Below are 23,142 nucleotides of genomic sequence, written 5' to 3' on the forward strand. Positions count from 1 at the left end.
ACTATGATATGCTAATAGTGTCAATGGTAGGAGATCGGGCTGCTAACCAAGGAGGGATATCTTCAAATATGGTAGCAGGCCACCTACAGGAAAAGAAGGGGCTTTTTTATATCGTTCTGAACTACAAAGATGGCGGAAAACGAAAAAGCAAATGGATTCCCACCAAGCTTCCGGTAAAAGGCAACAAGAAAAAAGCGGAAAGCATGTTGCTAGAGGCGCGCAAGAATTTTGTGCCCCCCTCAGAAGCTGTCCTGGAGAATGCGGAAGAGCTGGTTGCTGAAGAAAAAATCGAGGAGACATTGGAACTCCAAGAAAACGAAAAAATGGAAGAGGACAACGTTTTATTCGCCGACTTCATGGTGGAATGGCTTGAAATGATGAAATACCAAGTTGAAATCACCACCCATTCGGCTTATAGTTTTGCAGTTAACACCAGGATCGTCCCGTACTTCCGGGAAAAAGGAATTTATCTGAAGGAACTGCAACCCAAACACCTTCACGATTTTTATCAGTATGTCTTGAAAGAATTTGGGCTGACTACAAACACTGTACTGCATTATCATGCCAACATCAGACAGGCCTTGCAGCATGCTTTTGAATTGGACATGATTCCTTCGAATCCAGCAGACAAAGTCAAGCGGCTCAAGAAAAACCAATTTATCGGAAGCTACTACACGAGCGATGAACTAAACGATTTGTTCGAAGTCGTGAAAGGCGATCCGGTTGAGTTGGCTGTCATTCTGGCAGCTTTTTACGGGCTGCGGCGAAGTGAAATTGTTGGACTTAAATGGGGCGCCATCAACTTTCAACACAAGACGATTACCATTAAGCACACAGTTATCCCTGTGTCGTATCAGGGCAAACAAATTATAGTGGAAAAGGACCGGGCCAAGAACAAATCGAGTTATCGTACTTTGCCGCTCGTTCCTGTCTTCCTAGAGTTGCTACTGCGACTGCTTGAAGAGCAGCAAGTGAATCAGGCTATGTACAAGGACTCTTACAGCAACCAATATCAGGACTATATTTACGTCAATAAGTTGGGAGAGCGAATTAAGCCGGGTTACATTACTCAACATTTTCCGCTCGTCCTGAAAAAGCATAATTTACGGCGGATTCGGTTTCACGATCTTCGGCACAGTTGCGCCAGCTTACTGCTTGCGAACGGTGTCAGCTTAAAGGAAATTCAGGCATGGTTAGGGCATAGCCATTATTCCACTACCGCCAATATTTATGTTCATCTTGAATACAGCTCAAAGCTTTCTTCAGCTCAAGTGATGAGTAATACTTTGCAAATTCCAAGTATGCAAAAAGCTCCTGAATCTCCACAAGAGGAAGCTCAAGAGCTCGTTAATTGTTAGATTGGTGCGGTCGAGAGGACTCGAACCTCCACGGGGGGTTAGCCCACACGGACCTGAACCGTGCGCGTCTGCCAATTCCGCCACGACCGCATTTTTTACCTCTCCGATCGCTCCTCAGAAAAAGGAGAGAACTACAGGAGAGAACTTGAAACCACTACTTACGAAAAACCGCATAACACCAAGGTTTTTGAGGGCAAATCCTTGACATCCGCACTAGAACCTGAACCGTGCGCGTCTGCCAATTCCGCCACGACCGCGTGTTTCGTCGATGCATTGTTTTGCAGCAACGAAATTTATAATATCATGCATCTCCAGAAGAGTCAACAAAAAATTCACACCCGCAGCAGCAGTTCAAAAGTGGTTAAGCACATAAACCCGCCAAATAAGATTCCAGGATTTTTTCCAGCCTTTCCGCCGGCAGCCGGTCCGGCTGCATGGGCTGCATGATTCTATGCACGACCAATCCGTCGATGAGCGCAGCCGGAACTGGTCGTGAACACAATTCTCGATGTATTGCCGGGGCGGTGAAACCTGATTCTAACAAAATCCTAAATTTTTCTATAAATTTCCTTGATTTTCTATTAATAAAAGCGCTTTAATAGATAGTAGTACCTGTGAAAACAGTAGATTAAACAACCGTGAACTTCATCGGCTACGGGCAGGCAGTTCAACGGATGAAGCACAAACGGACAGGTTAGGAGGCCTAAAGTAGAAAGCCGTCACCTGCTTTAGAACTTGAACTCCTCCACATTTCCTTATTACGAAAGGAGTTATAATCATGAAGGCTGCTAGGATGTCTATGGTCATGATTTTAAGCCTCGTGTTGTTGCTTGCGTTTAATCTCACTGTATTTGCCGCCGAACCCGAACCCGGAACCGGAACCGAAACCGCGAATCAACCTGATGTTATTGACCATCTTGTTAAGGCCGAACCAGGGGTTGACGTTAGCGAAGCCAATCAGCATAAAATTGTCAGTGATTTGGATAGTATTGAAAGTTCTCAACGCATAGCCTCACATGCCGCCCGTACACTTGCTAAAACAAGCACCGTTTCCGCCACAACGGCCACTTATGCCACTTACACGGGGGTATTGGCCAGGGAAGGGGAGTCCGCGTACTTATACCCCATTTATGTACAAGCCGGCGAAATATTGCAGGCCCAGCTCGACCTTCCCCGCTCGGAGCAGCTGGACTATGATCTGTATTTATATGAACTCGATGCGTCTACAAATACCCCGGTTGCTCTAATCGACTACTCCATCTACGGCACCTATTTTAACAATTATAGTTACGGAAGATCCACCATTTCGGAAAATGTCGGAGTAAACAACGCTTCTGCGTCGGAAAAAGCTTATTTGCTTGAAGTTCACGCCAAAAAGGGCGGCAGCATCAATGATCCGTTTTATCTGACCGTTGCTATAAGTAGGGTGTACGACAGCTTCGAAACGGACGAAAATGCTTTTCATGCTTATGGGATCACGGTAAATACGGGCGGGTCCTATCTCTCCAGCCGTTCGCTTAACTCCATCGTTGATAACGACTGGTATGTACTGACCGTGCCAAGCAGCCGGAATTATGATGCCATGAATATCACTTTAGACAGCGCTTCTGCCGCGAAAGGTTATAAAGCGGAGGTCTATGCGGTGCTGAGCGACAACCGGCTGCAGTTAATCACGCCGGCCAACAATAACGTACCGCTAGGCACCGGCTCATATTATCTCCGCGTTTATACCACAGGGACATACTCTGAAACTACCAATTATACTTTGGCCCTGACGCCCGTATTGCGAGCCGAAAAAATTCAGATTACCGGATTCAACTCGGACGGCGGACCTAACGATTATCCATCTTATTATTACGGAAAAAAATATAGAATCACCGGACGAACATTTACGGTGAACGGCAAGGTTTCCACTGCGGATAATGTTCCGGTTGCGAACACAAGCGTCATCGTCCTTTGGGAAAATCCGTATTGGTCCGAATCCAGCGGTAACCGCACGAGAGTCGGGTACGCGAATACCAACAGCGCCGGAGAGTTTTCCGTAACCCTGAGTTTACCGCCCTCGACGGGAAGCATCAGCAATTATTTGCCCGGTCCGATCAGCTTCACCCATTATTACGATATATGCGGAGTAATCGCGGCGGTAGCCGACAATATCGACGTTAATGCTCAGCAAGAAGTTTATCATTTTGCGTACAGCATCTACGGAGGATAAATGAGATTAAGTTAAAAGTATGGGAAAATATGCCGATATATTTATGTATATCGGCATATTTTTTTATGGGGTTGTACAAGGAGGTATAACATGAAAATCGAAAGTAATGCGATCTCATCGCTTCCTAGACTCTACACTCAAAATCGGGATAACAACCAAGCGAACAACGAATTGAAACTGGAAACGGGCTTCGCCCTGCCGGGGCACGACAGCGTGGAAATCAGCGAGGCGGCCAAGCGGCTGGCTGAAGGGGTTAGCAGTCGCGAATTGCCTGTAGGCGCGATTAAGCACCATTCGATAAGGCCGTTTTTTACTGCTGAAATTGATACTTCCTTAGAGCAATTGCTTAAAGGAAAAGCGCCGGAAGTGGAAGAAGCCGTAAACTACTTAATTAGCTCCAACTTTGTTCCGGACGGCTCCGTCGCGGATGAAAGCAAACGGGCGGCGCTGCTTGAGAGCGGTCTGTCTCAGGCGAAATTTATCGCGGACAATTACATGACAAAGGGCGAAGCGGCCGAGTTCCTTGCCACTATGGATAAGATCGCCGCATATGCCAAAACGAGAACGGTCGATCCAAAGACCGGCCAGGCAAGCTATATCGATATCCCCCGCAAGCCTGAAGGAGCGCCTGATGATTATGTCAATATCGACTCCTTGATGAAAAAATATGATCCGGAATCCGCCAATAAAATAGCCGAGATTCTCAAAGATGCGGTGAATGGCGGCAGCGGCGCGGGCTTTGCGGAAATTCTGCGGGAATTTAATCAGAAGCTGGCGAAGAATCCGCAATGGTCGAACAGCTACCGCGCTGAAAACAACCATTTGAATTCGGTTTTGAACAACACGAAAATCGACAATCGGTTTGCAGGCGCCGACACCTCAGATATGGCAACGTTCTTAGAAGATATGAACAGCAAGTTCCAGAATACAGCCTTTGAGAACAAAGACTTTTTAACAAGAAATATAGAGTACTTCGCGCTTATCCTCGGAAAGCAGATATGAGAAACCGGCCCGCAAATGGCTTATACAGCATTTGCGGGCCGGTTTTATACTCGATCGCAGGCGAAATCATATTCTTATTTACTATATGCTTTTAGTTTGGCAGCCTCGCTAACAGCAACATCGATGTCTTTGTGGATATCTCTACCTGCAAAGGGTCCGCCCTGACCGAGCCATAGAAAAAATTCCTTCGTTCCTTTATTCCCAGTAACCGGGCTGTTCGTGATACCCAAAACGCGAAGCCCGATGCTTTCTGTAAAACCGACAAGCTCTTTGAGAATTTGTCGATATATTCCGGGATTGTCTATTATCCCAGTTCTACGGATTTGCGGATCCGCAACCTCAAACAAAGGTTTTACCAAGCAAAGCATTTCACCGTCTGGTTCCAGCAATCGAATTACAAGCGGAATCGCCTCCTTCAATGACAACAACATACCATTTTCTCTGGGATTCATATATATTTTTATATTCTATTCACCATCCGTATTTATAAGTTGACTGTGCTGACCATCTTGCACAAGTTACTCCCCTATGTATATTATTTAGTCCGGCCAATGAAATAAATAGACGAATAATCAGTCTTACTATTAGAAAGATCGTCGCTGTATTGATAACATTAGCTAAGCAGGTATAAACGAATTTAGAATCGTTATTAGAATAGTATAAATAGTTGGCACCGGTAATATTTTTAATGGTACAATTATGAAATCCAATGTCGTATATTTTTTTGATTTAAGCATTTTGCCTCCAATATTTAAACCTGAAAAACAGCCCTTCCTCTTTCGGGAAATATACTCTAATTTCTGCATTAACTCTAAGTCACAATAATAAGCCCTTACTTGAGCTACATAATCAAAAAATTACATTTGCACATTTAACATTGTCAAAAATAACTTCAAATTCCAACTTCCAATACTTTACAAACAAAAACTTACTCCAAATCAAACCATAAGTCAATAATTATTATTTACATTTGCATAAAATTATAAGTCATAAAATCATCTTAATGCTTAAAATACTGCACATTTTTATGTTCAATTGTTTATTTCTTTTGACTTTTTGCACAATTCCACTTCTATGTACTGCCAGTAAAATGATGGTGGTAAGCTTTTTCGGGATTTTTTATTAAGATTGTTTCTTAAAATTTGCATATACAAATGAGATCAATAAAAAGCAAATGCAGCAACAATAAAGGATACTGTGTTCAAATTTGACAATTGCTCACCGCTTTGTAATTATATTCACAAGTTCTGTGCTGTAAATAATGGGAGGATGGAAAAATGAGTTTAGAACGGAAACTCCCGGTAGAGTACCCGGGAATCAATTGTTACCCTTATTATGCCAACCCTTTGGCGATTATGTCTGCTACAGGTGAGGAATTTATGCCCTGGATGTTAAGCAACTTTATACAATTATCTTCTCACCCAGAGGGCTCACATCTTAAGCTTGATTTCTTTCAACAATGGATCACGTGGGTACCTTACTATTGTCCTTTTCTGGACGTGCAAATCATCAATAAAGAAGTACTGGGAAATTTCAATGCCATTTCGTTTATCGTGAATTGTATTAATTCAGGATACTATATTCATATGAAGGTGAATCATAAATTCCTCTCGGCTTCCAACCTTAAATGGTATAAACAAGCTGATCATGCACATGAATTACTGATTTATGGCTATGACACAAATATGCAAACAATAAAGATTGCAGACAATTTCGGGGGCAAGTATAAGTTTACAACGTGCACTTTTGAAGAATTCGATCAGGCTTATTCGAGTCCGCCGATTTATAACATCGATAATTACGAGAAGGTACTTTTACTCAAACCTAAACAAAATGTAAAATTTCAATTTGATCTGCTTAAAGTCAAAGACTCATTAGAGGACTTTTTGGCATCGAGAGATACCCGAATACGGGACGATCAAAGTTTAAGTTGGGCCAAAAATTTAACTTTAGGTGTAGCGGTTTACGATAAGGTAGTCGAGTACTTGTTTCTATTAATCGAGAATAAGGTTAGCATAGACCTTAGACTTTTTCATGTTTTATGGGAACATAAGAAATGTATGATAGACAGAATTAGATATATGGAGACGCTAGGAATCATAAGGAACCCGGACATCGCTAAAACTTACCAAGAACTTGAGAGAACCGCTCTAATTTATCGAAATCAAATGATAAAGCAAACTATGAGAAAAGACACTAAAAAAATCAATGAAATGATTCAAGGCGTAAAATCCCTTTCTATTACTGAAATAAGCCTAATTCATAAAGTGTTAGAGCAAATTTATGTGAACGTTAAACAAGAAGAACATATTATTCTTGGGAATTCAAATCGTTATGAACTGAAATGGTTTTTAAGCTAACTTCTTTAATCAGTTCTTTTATGATCGACTTACCAAGTAAAAAACGGCAAATCGGCTTAACAACAAATGCATCCCCCCCAAGCAAAGCGCTCGAAGATGATTATAGCGTTAAACAAGGCGATCGAACAGGGTAACCGTCTCGATCGCCTTTACTTATTTTTTTCTTATATAAAAATACTAATAAACGCCCCAAAAAAATTAAGGTTTATAATCAAAATCGGGAATCGAATGCCATCTCTTCCTCAACTCGTGTGCGGCGGATTTCGGTTTGCGGTCGCGGGTAAAGACCCCTTTCTTGTTGCCCTGAACCCGAATAATATTTTGGCTGGTATGGAAGTCGGCGAAATTCCAGACGTGTTCCCCGGCGAAATTGCCGCACTCGTCGAAAACCTCATGATTTGCCCGCAAAAACTCAACCTGGAATTCTTCGGTGAACATGACGGGGTCGATATCGTGGAACCCGGCGATCGTATCCGCGCCGTACTCCGTCATGATGATCGGTTTATCCGGGCAGCGTTTTTGCCAACCAGCGAATTCCTGGCGGAGCTTAGCTTTAGCCAGCTCCCACTCCCCGCCCTCCACATACCAGCCGTAATAGCGGTTTAAGCACAGAACATCCGCCAAATCCGATACTTTGCAGTGCTCGGGGCTCCCTTCCTGCAAGGTCACCACGGTGACCGGGCGGCGCTGGGGGTCGCATTCCTTCGCCAGCCGGAACAGCGGTTCGAAATACTCGTACGCCCCGTCCTCCGCCGTCGCCGGTTCGTTGGCGATCGACCACATCACGACGCATGCGTGGTTTTTATCCCTAGCGATCAATTCGCGGATCGCCTGCCGGTGCGCCTCGTGGGTTTTGATTTCCCGCCATGTGTCCCGTTTCGGGCCGCCCGATTGAACCGCCATAAAGTTCAAATGCAAGCCGACGGCCGCCACCTCGTCGATGACGACGAATCCTTCCCGGTCGGCCAAGCGCATAAGCTCTTCCGAATACGGATAATGGGACGTACGGAACGAATTGGCGCCGATCCATTTCATCAAACGAAAATCCATCACATTGGCCGCCTCGTTGAATCCTCTGCCGTGAATCGGGGAATCCTCATGCTTGCCGAATCCTTTAAAATAAAACGGTTTTCCGTTGATGAGGAACTTGCCTTTTTTCACCTCCACGGTGCGGATTCCGAAGGGCTGCTCGTATTCGTCGATCGTCTCGCCGTTTTGCCGCAGCTCGATTTTCAGCGTGTACAAGTAAGCGCGCAGCGGCTCCCAGAGCTTTGCTTCCGCGACAAGCAGGCTGCCTTGCGCCCCTTCCCCCGCCGCGACAACGGCTCCGTCCTCATCCAGGATACTGACCTTTGCTGCGGCCGTCCCGCCGCCGATGTCCGCCTTATAATGCACCGCGGCGGAACCGTCCGGCCGCAGGTCGGATACGATTTCAACATCCCGAACGTAGACCCAAGGCGTCGTATAGATTTTGACCGGCCGGTGAAGTCCCGCGTAATTAAAGAAATCGAAATTCGGACGATTGCGGACGATTTTGCCGAGACCTTCCACCTCTTGCTCCGTATAGTTGCCGACGGGCAGCGTCGATTCATCCAGCACGTTATGGACCGCAACGGTAAGCCGGTTTTTCCCCGCGGCCAAAAGTCCGTTGATTTCCGCCTCGAACGGCGTAAACCCGCCGACATGCGTGGCCGCCAGCCGGCCGTTGACGTACACCTTCGCTTCATGCGTGGCCGAACCGAAGCGGAGAACGATCCGCTCTGAGGAAAGCGCGCTCGGCACGGCGAATTCCCGCTCGTACCAAACCCAGCCGACATGATGGCGAATCTCGGCGCTAACGCCCGCGTCGTTGTACGAAGAAGGAACCGCCATCGGGATCGTAGCGGAGAGCGGCTGTTCATGCCATTTCTCGGCGAATCCGCGGCCGGGATCGAGTTTGAAATTCCATATTCCGCTTAAATCAATGACCGACCGGGAAGCGGTTACAATAGGGTAAAGCAAGGAAATCCCTCCTATTTGGAATCAATGATTTTCTGAATGCGTTCCTGGGCGTTTTTAACGGTCGTATCCAGGTCCTGGGCCGACAGCATCATCGCGTCGAATTCTTCCACAAACACTTTTTCCAGTTCCGCATGGAACGGCACCGCGACCGCCGCCGTCGATTGCTTCGTATTTTCAAGAACGTAGAGCAAGGAATCCTTGTCGATCATTTCCGGGGTTTTTGTGCCGGCAATAATACGATCGACGACTTCGTTCATATTTGCTTTCTTCCAGGAAGGGAAGTATTTCCCTTGCAGCGTAATTCCCTCCGTCGTGTACCAGCGGATGAACGTGTACGCTTCCTCCTTGTGTTTCGATTTGCTGTAGATCCCCAACACATCGCCGCTGACATTGCCCGAAATCGAATCTTCCTTGTTCACTTTTGGAAGGGGAGCGAATACCGTTTTGAACGTGGCCGGCACTTGTTCCGTCCCCCCGGCTTCCGGAACCAGGAACGAGCCCATCGTAATCATACTGGTTTCTTGATTAAAATATTGCGGACGATAGTTCAATTTCTGGCTGACGACTTCGGCATACGGCGTCACGATGCCCTCCTTCTCCCCTTGCAGCCGGAGCTCCAACGACTTGCGAACGTTCGGCGTATCCACGTTCGCTTTTGTTCCATCCTCTGTGGTTAGGTTTGCGCCGACAGCTTGATTCATATTTTGAATAAAGTACGCCTGCGTGGCCCAACTATGAAAATAAGTTCCGTATCTTGTTTTGCCGCCATCGGTTTTCGTCATCGCCTTGGCATACTGCATATACTCCTCCCACGTCCAGTCCTTCGGCAGCTCAAGCCCCGCCTCTTTGAGGTGGTTTTCATTGATGAACACCATCGGCAGGACGGATTTGCCCGGCAACCCGTACGTTTTTCCCGCGATTCCGGTATCTACCGTATACTCGTCCGCAAGCACGACGCCTTCCTTCTCCAAATAGCCGTCGATCGGCTCCAGCATGCCGAGCTCCATGCGCTGGCTGAGGTAGTTCATGTTGCTGAACATCATCACGTCCAGATCCTCCCCGGAGGCGGCCGCCAGATCAAGCTTCTTGTAATATTCGTTGGAATTGTTGTCTTCCGCGGAAACGAACTCCACTTTAATATTCGGATATTTTTTTTCAAATTCCGCGATGGCAACATCCCAATTGTCGGTTTTCTTCGGGTACCAGGTATGCAGTTTGATGGTTACCGTACCGTTCTCCGGCGCGCCGCCGTTCGAACCGGCCCCCTGCTTCTGACTTTCTCCCGAACCGGAAGCACATCCCGAAACGACGAGCGCAAGGATTGCCGACGCGGCGATAAAACGAGTCCATTTTCTTTTCAACATGCGATTTCCCCCTTGGTTTGTTAAAATTCGTGATCAAAAGATGACTTTTTGATTTCCTCTTTATCCTTTGACACTTCCCGAGGCCACCCCTTCAATGACTTGCTTCTGGCCTGCGATGAAGATGATCAACAACGGCAAGATTGCGGACACGGCGCCCGCCATCATAAGCGAATAAAATTCGCCGTTAAAATCGGCAAATTTACGGATGCCAAGCTGCAGTGTAAACAACGAATCGGTACGCAGGAAGATAAGCGGGTTCTGATAGTCGTTCCAAGTCCAAATGAAACGGAGAATCATATAAGTCGCAAGCGCAGGTTTGACCAGCGGCAACCCGATCCGGAAAAAGATTCGCCAGTGATTCGCTCCGTCGATCCTTGCCGATTCGATAATTTCGTTATGAACCCCCATGAAAAACTGCCGCAGCAAAAACGTCCCCAGCACCCCCGAGCCGCCCAACAGCACAAGGCCAAGGTGATTGTCGAACAACCCAAGCCAGCGAAACATGATAAATTGCGGTACGAGAATGGCTTGATGCGGAATCATGTACGTGGCCAGCACCAGCATAAACACCACGTCCCGTCCTTTGAAATTAACCTTGGAGAATCCGTAGGCTGCCATGGCGGAAATGATCAAAGACAATGCGGTCGTCAGCAAGGTCACTTCGATGCTGTTCAGGTAATAAAGCGCGAACGGGATGCTTCCAAGCCAGACCTGGCTGTAGTTTTCAACGATTTTCCACGTGCTCGGGATCCACTGAATCGGATAAGTCATCACCTCAAGCTCCGGCTTGAACGATGCCGACAACATCCACAGGAACGGCAGGATAAAGAAGATTCCCGCGATGCCCATAAGCGCCGTGATGATGACCCGGTTTAGACGTATGGATTTCATGTTTAACGGCCTCCTAATAATTTACCCACTTCTTCTGTCCGACCCATTGGATCAGGGTGATAAACAAAATCAGAATTAAAAGAACGATGCCCATGGCGGAAGCATATCCGGATTCCAGATTCACGAAAGCCGCTTCATACAGGTAGAACACGATGACAGAGGTCGAGCCGGCCGGCCCGCCGTTCGTCAACACCATAATCAGGTCAAACACCTTGAAAGATCCCACCCCCCCCCCGTAATCAACAGGAAAAAGGTCGTCGGCGACAGCATAGGCAGCGTAATGCTGAAGAATTGGCGGAGCGGCGAAGCACCGTCCACGTCGGCCGCCTCGTAGAGATCCTGGGGAATCCCTTGCAGTCCGGCCAGATAAATGATCATGTTAAACCCTAGCGAAGTCCAGACCATGATGATCATGACGGCCAGCAGCGCATAATTCGGATCCGCCAGCCACATCGGCGGGTGATCGATGCCGATCGACCGCAAAAAACCGTTAATCGGGCCGCTGTTCGGATGAAACAGCACTCTCCAAAGCAAAGCGATCGCCACAATACTGGAAATAAACGGCATAAAATAAATGACTTTGAAAAAACTCTTAAAGTACGTTCCTTTGTTGATCAGCGCCGCGAGCACCATTGCGATGAACATGGACACCGGAACGACCGCGATCAACACCACGTTGTTCCGCAAGGAGCGGTGAAACGCTTCGTCCTGAAACAGATTGATATAGTTGTCCCATCCGACGAATTTCAGTCCGCCGATGCCAGCAATGAAATTCCAGTCCGAGAAACTGATCACCCCCGACAGCAGAATCGGAATGACGACCAGCGTCATTGTCAGAGCGAGCATCGGTAAAATAAACAGATATCCGGTAACGGTTTCATAAAACGCTTGCTTTCGAGTCACCTTCATCACCTCATTGTCGTTCTATGTTTCTCCCTCATTATAGGCGCGGCGTGTCCGGCGCACATGGAACGATTTTTTCTAATCGAAAAAAATTTTGCGATATTTTTTTCCGCTTAGAAAAAAATGTTGAATGAATCGGCCCAAGAAATGCTTTAATATTTCCTTATAACACAATCGATTCATTGCGGCCGAGGTGGTGGACAACAAATGGGAATAAGGCTGAACTTCAAGCATGTGTCCCTGCGGAAAAAACTGATTCTTACTTCAATCGCCTGCCTTGTACTGCCTGCGCTCGGCATGCTTTACACGACCGGCGTTTATTCCAAAATCATTATTCGCGAGCATACGCTGGGAAAAGCGAGGCAATCGCTTATGATTGTACAGTCTCAAGTGGAATCGATATTGGAAGAAATGGTTTCCATATCGAATTTCGTGCAATTTGATCCGGAAATTAAAACGTTATTGGAAGAGGCGAAAGAAAGTCCGGTCGCCGCGCGGCAGCTGACGACCCGGTTGGAGCAAATCGCCGGCGAGAAGCGGGACCTGCGCCTGACTTTACTGACGAGGGACGGCCGGGCCTATTCCGATTACTCGTTCTATGACTTTGAGCCGCAGCTTTTTTTCCGGGAGGACTGGTTTTCAAAGGCGGAGCACCTGACGGCTTACGAGACGTTGTTTTTAGGCGGACTCGAAAACTACCTGCCTCCGCTGTATCCTGAACAGAAGTACGTGTATATGACCGCACGGGCCTTGACCGAGACCGTAAATAAACCGCCGTTTGCCTATCTCATGGTCAGCCGTACGGAAAACACCATCCGTGAGCTTTTTGCCGGTATGGAGGAGGACGTGTTCCTGCTGGACGAAAACAACCGGATCATCTCAAATCGGAATCCCGATTTGATCGGAAGCCGGTTTGAGAGCGTACTGCCGCGGGAGGTGCCCGCTTCGCCGGAGATCATTCAAGCAGGCGGAGAAAATCAATTGTTTCTTTCGCTCCCGCTGCGTTTTTCGGGATGGAAGCTCGTGAGCGTGGCTCCTTACGAGCAGCTTACGGGAAAATTAAACGGAATGTATCGAACGATGTTAATACTGCAAGCCATGTTCGCGATCGGCTTTTTGCTCGCCCTAACCTATTTGTTGCGGCGCTTCACCAGGCCGGTGCTGGCGCTCGGGGAAGCGGCGAAGAAAGTGGAGTCCGGGGATTTGAGCGTGCGTTCCAACATTCGCGGCCCCGATGAAATCGGCCGGCTTGGCCGTTCGTTCGACTTTATGCTCGATCGCATCGAGCAAATCCTGACGCAAGTGAAGATGGAGCAGGAATTAAAGCGTCAAGCGGAAATGGCGATGCTGCAGGCGCAAGTTCATCCGCATTTTCTATTTAACGTCCTGAGCTCGATCCGCTTGAAATTGCTGATGAAAGGCGATGAAGAAACCGCCCTCGTCGTCGGTTCGCTGTCCTCGTTGCTGCGGGCAAGCCTTTCCAAGCAGGATGAATTCGCCCTTCTCTACGCCGAAATCGAAACGGCCAAGCAATATACGGACTTAATGAAATTTACCACAAGATTTCCAATCGAGACCCGTTGGGAAATTCATGCCGACCCGTTTGCCGTTACCGTTCCGCGTTTTATCTTGCAGCCGATTATCGAGAACGCTTACAAACATGGATTTTCCCGGAGCGGCGGGATGATCTCGGTCAAGGCGCAGAGCGCCGGTTCCTCCTTAAAAATAACGGTTGAAGATAACGGCCAGGGCATGACTCCAGAAACGCTTGAAGCATTAAAAAAGCGGCTGAACTTCCAAAAGCGGGAGCTGATTGAGCAAATGGCCCTAGGAGAAGAAATCCCGTCCGCCGGAATCGGACTGTTTAACGTTTACAGCCGCTTGAAATTGCTGTACGGGGATCGGTTCGATATGGACATTCAAAGCGAACGGGGCCGGGGCACCAGCGTGGAGCTGCTGTTGCCGGTCGAGAAAACGTAAGGAGGATGACCATCATGTTTAAAGTTCTTATCGCTGACGATCATTATACGGTATTGGAATATTTGAGCGCCGGCATCCCCTGGCCGAACCTTGGCCTGGAATTGGCCGCCGTTTGTTCCGATGGCGGCCAAGCCTGGGAGGCTTGCCAACTCCATCGTCCGGACATTCTCGTTACGGATATCGGAATGCCCGTGATGGACGGCCTGGAATTAATCGAAAAAGCGCGCGCGCTCAACCCTCGGCTGAAGGCGGTCATCTTGTCTTGTCACGAAGATTTTCACTACGCGCAGTCGGCCGTAAAGCTGAACGTAAGCGATTATATTTTGAAGGAAAGTCTCCGGATCGATCAGGTCGTTTCCGTACTGGACCGGTTGACGAATCAATTGACCGAGGAAAAACGCTTGGAAAACGACCGGAACCAACTCCAAAACGTAGTTCAGCAGAATTTATCCGCTATACGTTCCCGATTCATCCGCAAGTTTCTTGAACAGCCGGTCTGGAACGAAGTGGAATGGGCAAAAGAATTTCAAAATTTCGGAATCCTTCTCCGGGGCGGCGTTCCTTATCTTCCGGTTGCCGCCTGGCCGGAACGGGCCGCTGAATTGGAAATCCGCTTTGGCGGAGCCGTCAACATGCAGTTCGTCATCGATAACGCCTTGCAGGAGTTAGTCCGGTTGAGCGAAAGCTTTATATTTGTGCTGAACGAACAGCAATACCTGTTTTTGTTCCCCTTTCCGCATACGTTAAAACGAAATCTTTACGAGGACGTGCGGGAAGAACTGCTCCGCGTTCAACAACAGATGTATCAACATCTGCGCGTCGGCATGTCGTTTGTCCGCGGTGAGGTCAGCGGCGATTTGCTCCAATTGAAAAAAGAAATTCAGCGGTTGTTTGACGCCAAAACGTTCCGTTTCTATGCGGGCGAGCGTATCTATGCGAAAATGCTGCCTGTAGAGACGACGAAAGAGGACATCTTCCTGCATTATTCCAAAGCCCTGCAGGAGATGAAAGATTGCATTGTTGCCGGGGATAAGGCCCGGATATCGCTGGCTGTCAAGGAATGGAAAGAATTTATCGAAAGCAGAGTCTATCCCGTCGAAGCCGTTAAATGCTGGGTGCTGAAAATGACCATGGAGCTCCAGCTCAAGTACACCGTCATGCAAAACTTCGTCACGAGCTTCAACACCGAAATGCTGCAGCGGAAAATCGCTTCGATCGAAACGCTGGACCATCTGCTGGAATGGCTTCAGGCATTTCTCGAAAAAAAATCCGTCGAAATAGAGGCGCTGCGGGAACAGACCGTTCGCCGGGAAATTGCCGAGGCGCAGCGATACGTTCAGATCCATACGGGAGAGAAAATCGCGATGGAAGAAATGGCGCATCGTCTAAACCTGAACCCGTCTCATTTCAGCCGGATTTTCAAGCAGGAAACCGGGGAAACCTTCGTCGAATTTGTTACCCGTACGAAAATGGAAAGAGCGCAGGAATTGTTGAACCAGTCCGATTTGAACGTTGCGGAAATTTCCGAGCAGCTTGGTTATGAGCATACGAGCTACTTTATCAAGCTTTTCCGGAATTTCGCCGGCATGTCCCCGAACGAGTTCCGGAAGTCGATTTAGCTTGTTCTAAATTGAGTTTACTTATTCAGACGATGCAGCAGGCGAAAAAGCTTCCAACCCCACTCAAGCAGTGGTCTGGAAGCTTTTTTGAAGATTGCGGAATTCGCAGCTTAACTGTCGTAGAGACAAAATCACCCTATGCTTTGACGAATAATTGCAAATCATACAACTAACTTATATCTATCTACCCGATCATTCGTTGTAATTGCACTTCATGCAATTATAACCTCGTCTCTCCCCCTATTCTTCAAAAGATAGCGGAGTAATTGTATGTTTTACAATTACCCGAGCGCTGTGGCCGCATTGCCCGATAAGTAACTGTCTATTTTGCAACTATTCCATTCAACAGCAGACCAAGAGCAATGAATCGCGGCTTTACCCCATTACATCAACGCTTACCCAAGCCCCACCAGCATTGGCCGACTTCTCTTCCGCTTCGACCAGCGCGACCGAGGCGGCGGCGCTTTCCGGCGTGCAAATGACGAGCGGTTGATCGTGGATAATCGCCGCGATGAAATGCTTCAACTCCCGGTAATAGCCGTCATCCGCGGGCAGTTCCGGCTTAAAGCCCGGCTGGTCATTGGGATTTACGGTTACGGAGCTGCCGTCGAATACGATGTTCCCCCGTTCAAAGTTGACCCGGTAGCCCATGTAAAAACCGAAATCTCCCTCCAGCGTCCAGTCAACCTGGGCGTTGATCACCTTGCCGTCCGGGTAGGCGTAATGGGTGGACGCGATATCGTAGCCGCTGCCCGGGATGACATTGCGCCCGATGGTCGACACTTTCTCCGGGGGTCCAAACAGCCACTGGATCATATCGGCATCGTGAATATGCATATCCAGCAGAGCCGCACCGCTTAATTGCTCGGTGAGAAACCAATTTTTCGGCGCTCCCGAGCCGCGGTAGAAATATCCGGCCGTCGGCTGGCCAAAACGTTGGTCCTCAATCACTTCTTTCAGGTATACGTAACCCGGCCAAAAGCGCAGGCACTGTCCGATCATCAGCTTGCGGCCGTGCTTCTTGGCGGTTTCCGCCATTTGGCGGGCATCGGCGGAATAGCGGGCCATCGGCTTTTCGCAGAATACATGGTACCCGCGTTCCAGAAGCGAGCAAGCCATCTCCGCATGCAGGTAGGTGGGAACGGCCAGATCGATCATATCGAGCTGCTCTGCGGCAAGCATTTTTTCCACATGATCATACAGCCGATAGGAAGACAGATCATAAATCTCCTGCTCCGTCGACATGTTGCCGTTCGCTTTGCTGTCCTTCAACTCATCGATCCTCAGATCGCAAATCGCCGCAAGCTCAATCGGCTCCCCTTCGGCCATCAGACGAACATAATTGTCAAAATGCATCCGGCCCATAAAGCCGAAGCCGACAAGACCAATTTTCAGCATCGCGCTGCCTCCTTAAAGTACGCGTTCAATAAAACTGCCTCTTAAAGTTAATAAGCCTCTTTTCGTCCCAAAATGGCATCCATAGCCGCCGAAGTATTGAAAATGATCTGTTCGGAATAATGTTCATAATGCGGGATCATTTCGGCCGTGACGTAATTGGTGTAGCCAACCTCGCGCAGCGCGGCCACAACGGAGGGGTAATCTACATTGCCCGCCAAGAGGTCCACAAATCCATGCAGCCCGCCGGCTTCGCGGCGGTAATCCTTGAAGTGCACCTTTTTGATGCGCGGCCCCAGGATGCGAACCCAATGCTCCGGATAACCCGCGTACAGAACATTGCCGATGTCCAAATAGGAACCGACATAAGGCGAGCCCACGGCGTCAAGAAAACCGCGCATTTCCAGCGGCGACAACAGGAATTTGTTCCACACATTTTCGATGCCGATGGAGACGCCGGCCTTCTCCGCTTCCCCCGCCAGCTTGCCGATCGCTTCCAAAGCACGGTCGTAAGCTGTGTCGTAAGGCACCACCTCGGAGCCGGGAATGAAATCCACGCCGACCGCCCCTGGAATCACCAGAATCGCGTCAACTCCAAGCGCCGCCGCCAGCTCCAACTGCTTTTTGCAGATATCGGACGCCTTGCTACGGACTGACACCTGCTCGCTGGTCATGGAATAAGACCAATACAAGCCGGTAGCCAGGCCGCATATTTCCAAACCTGCGTCCTCCACTTGCCGGCGGATTTGAACGGCTTCTTTTTCCGTAGTCTGCAGCCCAAGCTCGCCTTCCTCGTTCAAGGACAGTTCAATCCCTTCAAAGCCGGCCGCCTTCGCCAGGCGCGCGCTTTCCGCAATGGCTGTACCTTCGCGGAACGACCAGATGTTAATTCCCTTCTTCATCGCCAATCCTCCCTATTTGCATTTTTCCGTTAAGGTGATACCATGAATATAAATTCTAATTATTTGTGTTTATATCCTAATTATATTGACTTTGAGACATGATTTATTTAGCGAAAAAAGTTAATTTTTATCCTATTCCGTGATTTTATGAGCAGGGAGGTTCTTCCCATGAGTGAACATCGCCCTTTATCGAAGAAAACGCGCACCGCCCCCTTCACGGCGTGGTCGCCCAGCATTCATTACGCCCAATTTCAAACCCTCCCCCCATGCCGGTTTCCCGTAAGGAGGTTGTACGATTTCGAGCTGCTGTACGTTTGCCATGGCCAAATGTCCACAACGATGAACGGACAGCGCTATTTGCTTTCGGCCGGGCAGCTCATTTTCCTGCCGTGCGGGGTCTACCATCAAAACGAAATTGTTTCCGTGCCTGAAGCCAAGCTGATGGGCATTCACTTTGATTTTTTCAGCGATGTGACGATTCAAAAGGAGGAGGATCTGCTGATCCCCGAGGAAGGAATGGTATGGGACAAGCTCGCCGCCGAGGCCGTGACGGGAACGGATCGAGGGCTGGCCTTTTCCGCGGATCCCGTCTATTCGCCGTCTGTGGAGTGCGTTCAGGCGATGGAACAGCTTATCCATGAATTTGCCAGGCGTTCTCTGGGGTTTGAGCTGGTATGCAAGGGGTTAATGTTGGAGATTTTGGCGCATTTACTGCGTTCCCAAATGGCCCGCCGGATCGCCGGGGCTTCGGAGCATGGAGAGCGCATCAAGCGCCTGGCAGAACGTATCGACGCCGCTCCTGCGGAGGACTGGTCGGGCAGACGGATTGCCGCCGAGCTGCAGATGAGCGTGGATCATGCCGCCAAGCTGTTCCGGCAAATCATCGGCGTGCCTCCCGGGGAATTCCTGCGCACCGTCCGGCATCGCGAGGCATGCAGACTGCTTCGGGATACGGACTGGACGATTGAAGAAGTAGGAGCTCAGGTGGGGTATTCCGATATTCATTATTTCAGCCGTTTATTTAACGCAAACGAAGGAATCTCGCCGCGCGCTTACCGCAAGCTTTCACGGATTCTCTAAAGTACGGATTTGGCGCAAAGCGAAAAAAGGCCCTACGGCCAGCTTCATTCGCTGCTGCCGCCCGAGGACCGGCGAAGCATCATGGTGTAAGGTACGATCAGTTTGACCGGAACGGTATACCGGTTGTTCAGGTAATCCAGCAGCATTTTAACGGCAAACATGCCCATTTCCAGCTTGGGTACATGGATGGTGGATAAAGGGGGCGAGGTAAACTCCGATATTTCGATATTGTCCACACCAAAAAAAGCGATATCCTCGGGAATTTTCAGTCCCTGCTCGGCGGCCGCCCGCATCGCGGCAATCGCCATCATATCGCTGGCGGCAAAAATAGCCGTTGGCCGATCGTTATTTTTCTCGAAGGCCTGCTTGGTCAGCTCATAGCTCAAGGAAACATCCCATTTTACATCGATCACCCACTCTTCCTGGATTGGCAATCCGGCCTCTTGCATCGCGCTTTGGTAGCCGAGAAAACGTTTTTCGCTGCGGAAATCGTCATCGAGCTCCGCGCCGCCGATATAAGCGATCCGCTTGTGGCCTTGGGCAATGAGATATTGCACGGCTTCCTTCGCCGCAGCCGACCGATCATAGCTGACCACAGGGATCTCCTTGTCCGCCAGATCAATCCCCACGATGATGCCGACGTTCGCTTTCAGCCACTTGTACGCCTCCTGCTCGATCCGCTCCACAACCAGCAAGCCGTCAAGGCGGCGTTCCTTCACCAAAGTTTGCAGCTGCTGGAGGTCGCCTTGCTTTTCCAGACTGTGCACAAACTCCAGACGCATTCCGGAAGCGGCCAGTTCTTTCTCGATCCCTTCCAGAATAATCGAAAAATAAGGATTGTTATATTTGTTCTGGGGCATCGCTACAACGCAACCGACCCGAAAACCGTGTTTGGGTTGGTTCTTTTTTGCCTTGGCGGCGCGCTGCGAATGATAGCCCATTTGCTCTGCCGTTTCCCAGATTTTCCGCCGTGTTTCCTCACTCACCGAGTGGTTGGCATCATTTTTCATTACCCTTGAAACCGTTGAGATCGACACTCCCACCTGTTCGGCTATATCTTTTAATCTCGCCATTTTTGCTGTTCCTCTCTACAATCCCGCTTCAAGTAATAAGGACATTTTATTTATGCAACTCGCAAAGAAAATTGCGCAAAGTTGCGGCAAACTCATTTTATAGTTCATGTCATGATATGTCAAGTTCTTCCTGATTACCTGAGTTAGGCGGAGGCGGGCAGTTTTAGATTGGAAAAATCCAATAGAATGACGGTAATAAAATGCCTTTCTGAACTCTCATTGGAAATATCCAATAGATTTCGCTCAAGTCGCCCGATTTGCGCCCTGCTGAGTCTGATCTATTGGAAATTTCCAATCAATCGGCCGTATGACCACTCAAGTTCCCATTCTATTGGATAAATCCAATGAGAATGATGATACCTCCCAGTTTCACTGTCAGAAAATGCCTCTCAACATATATTCATACTACGCAGGGAGGAAATAGGGAAAGGACCGGACCGAAAGGCCGGCCCCAAATTAAAGGCAAATCCGATCCAGCATGACGGTAACGGCCAACAAATCTGCCGACCCGCCAGGGCTGATATTTCTTTTGATGAATTCTTTATCCATAAGAAGAACCATTGATTTGCCCGCTTCCGTCAGCACCCCTCCGGCTTCCAAAACTCGGCGGGCATACTGCCGGACATACTCCAGCGTATCCAAATCATGTCTTGCCACAACATTCGTATCCTCATTAACAGCCATTAAGTGAAGCAGGGTCTGCACGCAGATCTCGTTCATATGGTGCGCGTTCGCCGCCTTTAACTGCCGGAAAACCGGGAGTGATCCGTTTCTGACCGTGGGAAATCCCCTTTCCACTTCTCCGCGTATCCCCTTTAAGCCGTATTTACGGTACAGCTTCTCCCCGTTGGAGAGTCCTGCGGATTTGTTCATGGATGCCAGCTCACTGCGGCTTAACCCCTCCGTCATGTTGGCGATCAGTCCGCAGAGTTCTTCCGCATCCAGCAGTTCCGTTTCAAGCACCGCCATGAGGTGTGCCGCAGCCGCGCATAAGATCCCGAGCGAAAATACAAGACCTTTATGGGTATTCACGCCTCCCGTGGCTTGAAACATCGCCCTTTCGGCTGCAATTCCGACAGGGCGCAATCTGCGGAACAGTTCCTTAGGATGATCTCCCTGAAATTCCGTGCCCAGCAGCGCGCATTTGACGAAATAGCCGGATAAGGCGGCCGAACTCTCCATAAAGGTGAAAAAGTCCATATCCCGGTGAGCGCCGCAATTAAACCGGTCAACCAGGCCCGGTTTCGGGCTGGAGGAAACTTCAAGCAACAGCGACAGCAACGCCGTCTTTTCCAGCTTCCCGCTAATTTCCGTCTTCTGCATTTTCATCGATAGACATACTCCCCTTCTGTTTCCCCCACTTCCTTGATGGTTTTCCCGCAGCGAATATCGGCCCGCGTACCGCATGCTGCCTGAAAATAGGCATCAGCGATAGAACGAATGGCGTACAAAAGTTCATTTACGGAATGGGCCTTGCTTCTTCCGCAAATGTGCGCATCCTGCCTGCACAACAGACACTTTCGGCGTGGATAACCCAAATCGCTTCTCGAAATGGGTTGACCGGCTCTTCCCAGAACGTCAATATCAAGCAATCTGCCGAGAGGGTGAATCGTCTCTGTTTGAACGGCAAACTGCTTCAGGATCCGTTCATCCGCATTGACAATAATATATCCTTCGGGACCTGTGATCAGGTCGTCTATCTGTTTAAAGACCAGCTTCATATCGGTCCCGGCAAGCCGCTCAAGCAACGCATCGTAACCTTCCCGAAAAATCCGCCGGCTCATTAAAGTCGATTTCCTGGGACCGGGAATATTGACCGTCATGGAAATCAGCGGCAGCGAATGGGTCAGGAGGAGTTGTCTCTGTTTTGCCGCTCTGCGGTCCCGCGCTTTCAGCATCTCTTCCAGCGTAACTTCAAACTCATCATCCGCATCTGTCATCGCAATTCTCCCCGTATGCAACGAATGACCTCACCGGCCTCGGGTGACTGCAGGAACCGGTAAGTGGTCTCCGGAACAAGCTCTTTCACCGCAGTCACATCCCCCTTCCGGATCAGCTCCCGCACCCGTGATGCGCTTATCGCTTCCTGGCCGTTGCAAATCCGGGGCACTTCCTCCACTTCGATCCCCCATGCAGGAAGCAGCTTTTTCATGACTCTGTTATAGGTTCGGGTTACTTTACAGGAGGGTTCCTCCCCGACAAACCGCTTGGTGATCCGCAAATGGGGGGCGATATGCCGGGAAAACAAGGTCAGATCCAGCTCGGCATGGACCTCGGCCGCATCCGCATCTTTTTTGAGGAAGTAAGACGGGAAGGTCGCGGCGGATATAATATAGTCCCGCCCTTGGTGAAGCACCACGTTGGATAGATGCCTGGTGCCCTCCTCAATCAGCCTGTATCTGATTTCCTGCGGAAACACGGACCGGTCTTCCCATATCACGAATACGTGAAGCTTTTGTGCCCTCGCGGCAGCGTATTCGATCAAATACCGATGCCCCAGCGTAAAAGGATTGCCGTTGAGAACTACCGCGCCTGCATTATGAATCTCTTCCACATGAACTTCATCCCCGTACCCGCACTCTCTCCCGATTTCATCCAGATACCGGCTTAAGCCATCCTTCCGGTTCTCCAACAGAACAGCAGTAGGTGTCTCGACAACGATGTGAAAGCCGAGTTCGGAGAATATCATCTTGTTCTTGGGTTTCGTGAACATAAAGAGACGGGATCGGCCTCTTCTATACTGCTCACGGATCAAGTGGTTCATAATACGGGCGGACAATCCCCTGCCTGCATACGCTTCGTCTACAGCGATGCATTTCAGCACCCTTCCCGAAAAAGCTCCCGTTGCGACAATACGTCCCTCCTCTTCAATCGCCACAGCGTACTGAATGTCGTTATCCAGCGTAAGACCCCGGGTTTTCAAAAAAGCAATCAGTCTGTCCTTATCCCTGCCCGATTCCAGCTTGAGAACCTGCTCCTCCATTTCCAATATCCACATG

Annotated in this window: 19 protein-coding genes and 1 tRNA gene; 7 read left to right on the plus strand and 13 right to left on the minus strand. The window is 49.1% G+C overall.

What is annotated here, in order from left to right:
• Nucleotides 1-68 precede the first annotated feature (68 nt).
• A complete protein-coding gene (locus NYE74_RS24450; RefSeq protein ID WP_082207862.1) occupies nt 69-1,358 on the plus strand; it encodes a tyrosine-type recombinase/integrase in 1,290 nt (429 codons plus the stop codon).
• Between the two features lie 2 nt (nt 1,359-1,360).
• Here the strand turns inward: NYE74_RS24450 and NYE74_RS24455 are convergent.
• Nucleotides 1,361-1,448: transfer RNA gene (locus tag NYE74_RS24455), tRNA-Leu, on the minus strand.
• A gap of 688 nt (nt 1,449-2,136) precedes the next feature.
• Between NYE74_RS24455 and NYE74_RS24460 the strand changes: the two genes are divergently transcribed.
• Nucleotides 2,137-3,573, plus strand: a complete 1,437-nt coding sequence (locus NYE74_RS24460) for a hypothetical protein (protein WP_326047996.1) — start codon at nt 2,137-2,139, stop codon at nt 3,571-3,573.
• 90 nt (nt 3,574-3,663) lie between these two features.
• A complete protein-coding gene (locus NYE74_RS24465) occupies nt 3,664-4,575 on the plus strand; it encodes a hypothetical protein (RefSeq protein WP_124331547.1) in 912 nt (303 codons plus the stop codon).
• A gap of 74 nt (nt 4,576-4,649) precedes the next feature.
• Here the strand turns inward: NYE74_RS24465 and NYE74_RS24470 are convergent, their stop codons facing one another.
• Nucleotides 4,650-5,027, minus strand: a complete 378-nt coding sequence (locus NYE74_RS24470; protein WP_124331548.1) for a hypothetical protein — start codon at nt 5,025-5,027, stop codon at nt 4,650-4,652.
• An 825-nt stretch (nt 5,028-5,852) separates the two neighbouring features.
• Between NYE74_RS24470 and NYE74_RS24475 the strand changes: the two genes are divergently transcribed.
• Complete coding sequence (locus tag NYE74_RS24475; RefSeq protein ID WP_036624075.1) at nt 5,853-6,935, plus strand: hypothetical protein; 1,083 nt, start codon at nt 5,853-5,855, stop codon at nt 6,933-6,935.
• A gap of 198 nt (nt 6,936-7,133) precedes the next feature.
• Here NYE74_RS24475 and uidA read toward each other — a convergent pair whose 3' ends face one another.
• Genes uidA through NYE74_RS24500 form a run of 5 tightly spaced genes read right to left on the minus strand, consistent with a single transcriptional unit; the run spans nt 7,134 to nt 12,094 of the window.
• Nucleotides 7,134-8,936 carry a beta-glucuronidase gene (gene uidA / locus NYE74_RS24480; RefSeq protein WP_155620203.1) on the minus strand — a complete coding sequence of 601 codons (1,803 nt, stop codon included), beginning with the start codon at nt 8,934-8,936 and terminating at the stop codon, nt 7,134-7,136.
• Between the two features lie 11 nt (nt 8,937-8,947).
• A complete protein-coding gene (locus NYE74_RS24485; RefSeq protein WP_155620204.1) occupies nt 8,948-10,300 on the minus strand; it encodes an ABC transporter substrate-binding protein in 1,353 nt (450 codons plus the stop codon).
• A 60-nt stretch (nt 10,301-10,360) separates the two neighbouring features.
• Nucleotides 10,361-11,191, minus strand: a complete 831-nt coding sequence (locus tag NYE74_RS24490; protein ID WP_036624077.1) for a carbohydrate ABC transporter permease — start codon at nt 11,189-11,191, stop codon at nt 10,361-10,363.
• Between the two features lie 13 nt (nt 11,192-11,204).
• On the minus strand, nt 11,205-11,402 hold the full coding sequence (locus tag NYE74_RS24495) for a hypothetical protein (RefSeq protein ID WP_316560645.1): 198 nt from the start codon (nt 11,400-11,402) through the stop codon (nt 11,205-11,207).
• The gene (locus tag NYE74_RS24500) at nt 11,390-12,094 is read right to left on the minus strand and encodes a carbohydrate ABC transporter permease (RefSeq protein WP_341005208.1); all 705 of its coding nucleotides are present in this window, start codon (nt 12,092-12,094) and stop codon (nt 11,390-11,392) included. The genes NYE74_RS24495 and NYE74_RS24500 overlap by 13 nt, the downstream gene beginning before the upstream one ends.
• A gap of 207 nt (nt 12,095-12,301) precedes the next feature.
• Between NYE74_RS24500 and NYE74_RS24505 the strand changes: the two genes are divergently transcribed.
• Both NYE74_RS24505 and NYE74_RS24510 read left to right on the plus strand, forming a co-directional pair.
• Complete coding sequence (locus NYE74_RS24505) at nt 12,302-14,074, plus strand: sensor histidine kinase (protein WP_316560647.1); 1,773 nt, start codon at nt 12,302-12,304, stop codon at nt 14,072-14,074.
• 14 nt (nt 14,075-14,088) lie between these two features.
• Complete coding sequence (locus tag NYE74_RS24510; RefSeq protein WP_124331553.1) at nt 14,089-15,693, plus strand: response regulator transcription factor; 1,605 nt, start codon at nt 14,089-14,091, stop codon at nt 15,691-15,693.
• Between the two features lie 375 nt (nt 15,694-16,068).
• Here the strand turns inward: NYE74_RS24510 and NYE74_RS24515 are convergent, their stop codons facing one another.
• Together NYE74_RS24515 and NYE74_RS24520 are read right to left on the minus strand one after the other, a co-directional pair.
• Entirely contained in the window at nt 16,069-17,091 is a 1,023-nt protein-coding gene (locus NYE74_RS24515) for a Gfo/Idh/MocA family protein (RefSeq protein ID WP_124331554.1), read from the minus strand.
• A gap of 47 nt (nt 17,092-17,138) precedes the next feature.
• Entirely contained in the window at nt 17,139-17,990 is an 852-nt protein-coding gene (locus NYE74_RS24520; protein ID WP_155620208.1) for a sugar phosphate isomerase/epimerase family protein, read from the minus strand.
• A gap of 168 nt (nt 17,991-18,158) precedes the next feature.
• On the opposite strand from NYE74_RS24520, the gene NYE74_RS24525 reads away from it, so the two are divergent.
• Nucleotides 18,159-19,070: an AraC family transcriptional regulator gene (locus NYE74_RS24525; protein WP_278739212.1), complete on the plus strand. Its 912-nt coding sequence runs from the start codon at nt 18,159-18,161 to the stop codon at nt 19,068-19,070.
• A 44-nt stretch (nt 19,071-19,114) separates the two neighbouring features.
• On the opposite strand, the gene NYE74_RS24530 is transcribed toward NYE74_RS24525, so the two are convergent.
• The 4 genes from NYE74_RS24530 to citC all read right to left on the minus strand — a co-directional run bounded on the left by NYE74_RS24530 (nt 19,115) and on the right by citC (nt 23,141).
• On the minus strand, nt 19,115-20,143 hold the full coding sequence (locus NYE74_RS24530; RefSeq protein WP_124331557.1) for a LacI family DNA-binding transcriptional regulator: 1,029 nt from the start codon (nt 20,141-20,143) through the stop codon (nt 19,115-19,117).
• A 456-nt stretch (nt 20,144-20,599) separates the two neighbouring features.
• On the minus strand, nt 20,600-21,472 hold the full coding sequence (citG, locus tag NYE74_RS24535) for a triphosphoribosyl-dephospho-CoA synthase CitG (protein WP_227872649.1): 873 nt from the start codon (nt 21,470-21,472) through the stop codon (nt 20,600-20,602).
• Nucleotides 21,469-22,083 carry a citrate lyase holo-[acyl-carrier protein] synthase gene (gene citX / locus NYE74_RS24540; protein ID WP_063836313.1) on the minus strand — a complete coding sequence of 205 codons (615 nt, stop codon included), beginning with the start codon at nt 22,081-22,083 and terminating at the stop codon, nt 21,469-21,471. Before citX ends, citG begins: the two co-directional genes overlap by 4 nt.
• Complete coding sequence (gene citC, locus NYE74_RS24545; RefSeq protein ID WP_227872650.1) at nt 22,080-23,141, minus strand: [citrate (pro-3S)-lyase] ligase; 1,062 nt, start codon at nt 23,139-23,141, stop codon at nt 22,080-22,082. Before citC ends, citX begins: the two co-directional genes overlap by 4 nt.
• Between the last annotated feature and the right edge of the window lies 1 nt (nt 23,142).

Origin of the sequence: Paenibacillus sp. FSL P4-0127, from assembly GCF_038007325.1 — a bacterium.
In the GTDB taxonomy this organism is placed as follows: Bacteria; Bacillota; Bacilli; order Paenibacillales; family Paenibacillaceae; genus Fontibacillus; species Fontibacillus macerans.

What these genes read in the sequence shown, in the direction of transcription:
- NYE74_RS24450 (WP_082207862.1), top strand. Translation starts at nt 69, where the DNA reads ATGGTAGCAGGCCACCTACAGGAAAAGAAGGGGCTTTTTTATATCGTT.
- NYE74_RS24460 (WP_326047996.1), top strand. Translation starts at nt 2,137, where the DNA reads ATGAAGGCTGCTAGGATGTCTATGGTCATGATTTTAAGCCTCGTGTTG.
- NYE74_RS24465 (WP_124331547.1), top strand. Translation starts at nt 3,664, where the DNA reads ATGAAAATCGAAAGTAATGCGATCTCATCGCTTCCTAGACTCTACACT.
- NYE74_RS24470 (WP_124331548.1), bottom strand. Translation starts at nt 5,027, where the DNA reads ATGAATCCCAGAGAAAATGGTATGTTGTTGTCATTGAAGGAGGCGATT.
- NYE74_RS24475 (WP_036624075.1), top strand. Translation starts at nt 5,853, where the DNA reads ATGAGTTTAGAACGGAAACTCCCGGTAGAGTACCCGGGAATCAATTGT.
- NYE74_RS24485 (WP_155620204.1), bottom strand. Translation starts at nt 10,300, where the DNA reads ATGTTGAAAAGAAAATGGACTCGTTTTATCGCCGCGTCGGCAATCCTT.
- NYE74_RS24490 (WP_036624077.1), bottom strand. Translation starts at nt 11,191, where the DNA reads ATGAAATCCATACGTCTAAACCGGGTCATCATCACGGCGCTTATGGGC.
- NYE74_RS24505 (WP_316560647.1), top strand. Translation starts at nt 12,302, where the DNA reads ATGGGAATAAGGCTGAACTTCAAGCATGTGTCCCTGCGGAAAAAACTG.
- NYE74_RS24510 (WP_124331553.1), top strand. Translation starts at nt 14,089, where the DNA reads ATGTTTAAAGTTCTTATCGCTGACGATCATTATACGGTATTGGAATAT.
- NYE74_RS24515 (WP_124331554.1), bottom strand. Translation starts at nt 17,091, where the DNA reads ATGCTGAAAATTGGTCTTGTCGGCTTCGGCTTTATGGGCCGGATGCAT.
- NYE74_RS24520 (WP_155620208.1), bottom strand. Translation starts at nt 17,990, where the DNA reads ATGAAGAAGGGAATTAACATCTGGTCGTTCCGCGAAGGTACAGCCATT.
- NYE74_RS24525 (WP_278739212.1), top strand. Translation starts at nt 18,159, where the DNA reads ATGAGTGAACATCGCCCTTTATCGAAGAAAACGCGCACCGCCCCCTTC.
- NYE74_RS24530 (WP_124331557.1), bottom strand. Translation starts at nt 20,143, where the DNA reads ATGGCGAGATTAAAAGATATAGCCGAACAGGTGGGAGTGTCGATCTCA.
- citG (WP_227872649.1), bottom strand. Translation starts at nt 21,472, where the DNA reads ATGAAAATGCAGAAGACGGAAATTAGCGGGAAGCTGGAAAAGACGGCG.
- citX (WP_063836313.1), bottom strand. Translation starts at nt 22,083, where the DNA reads ATGACAGATGCGGATGATGAGTTTGAAGTTACGCTGGAAGAGATGCTG.
- citC (WP_227872650.1), bottom strand. Translation starts at nt 23,141, where the DNA reads ATGTGGATATTGGAAATGGAGGAGCAGGTTCTCAAGCTGGAATCGGGC.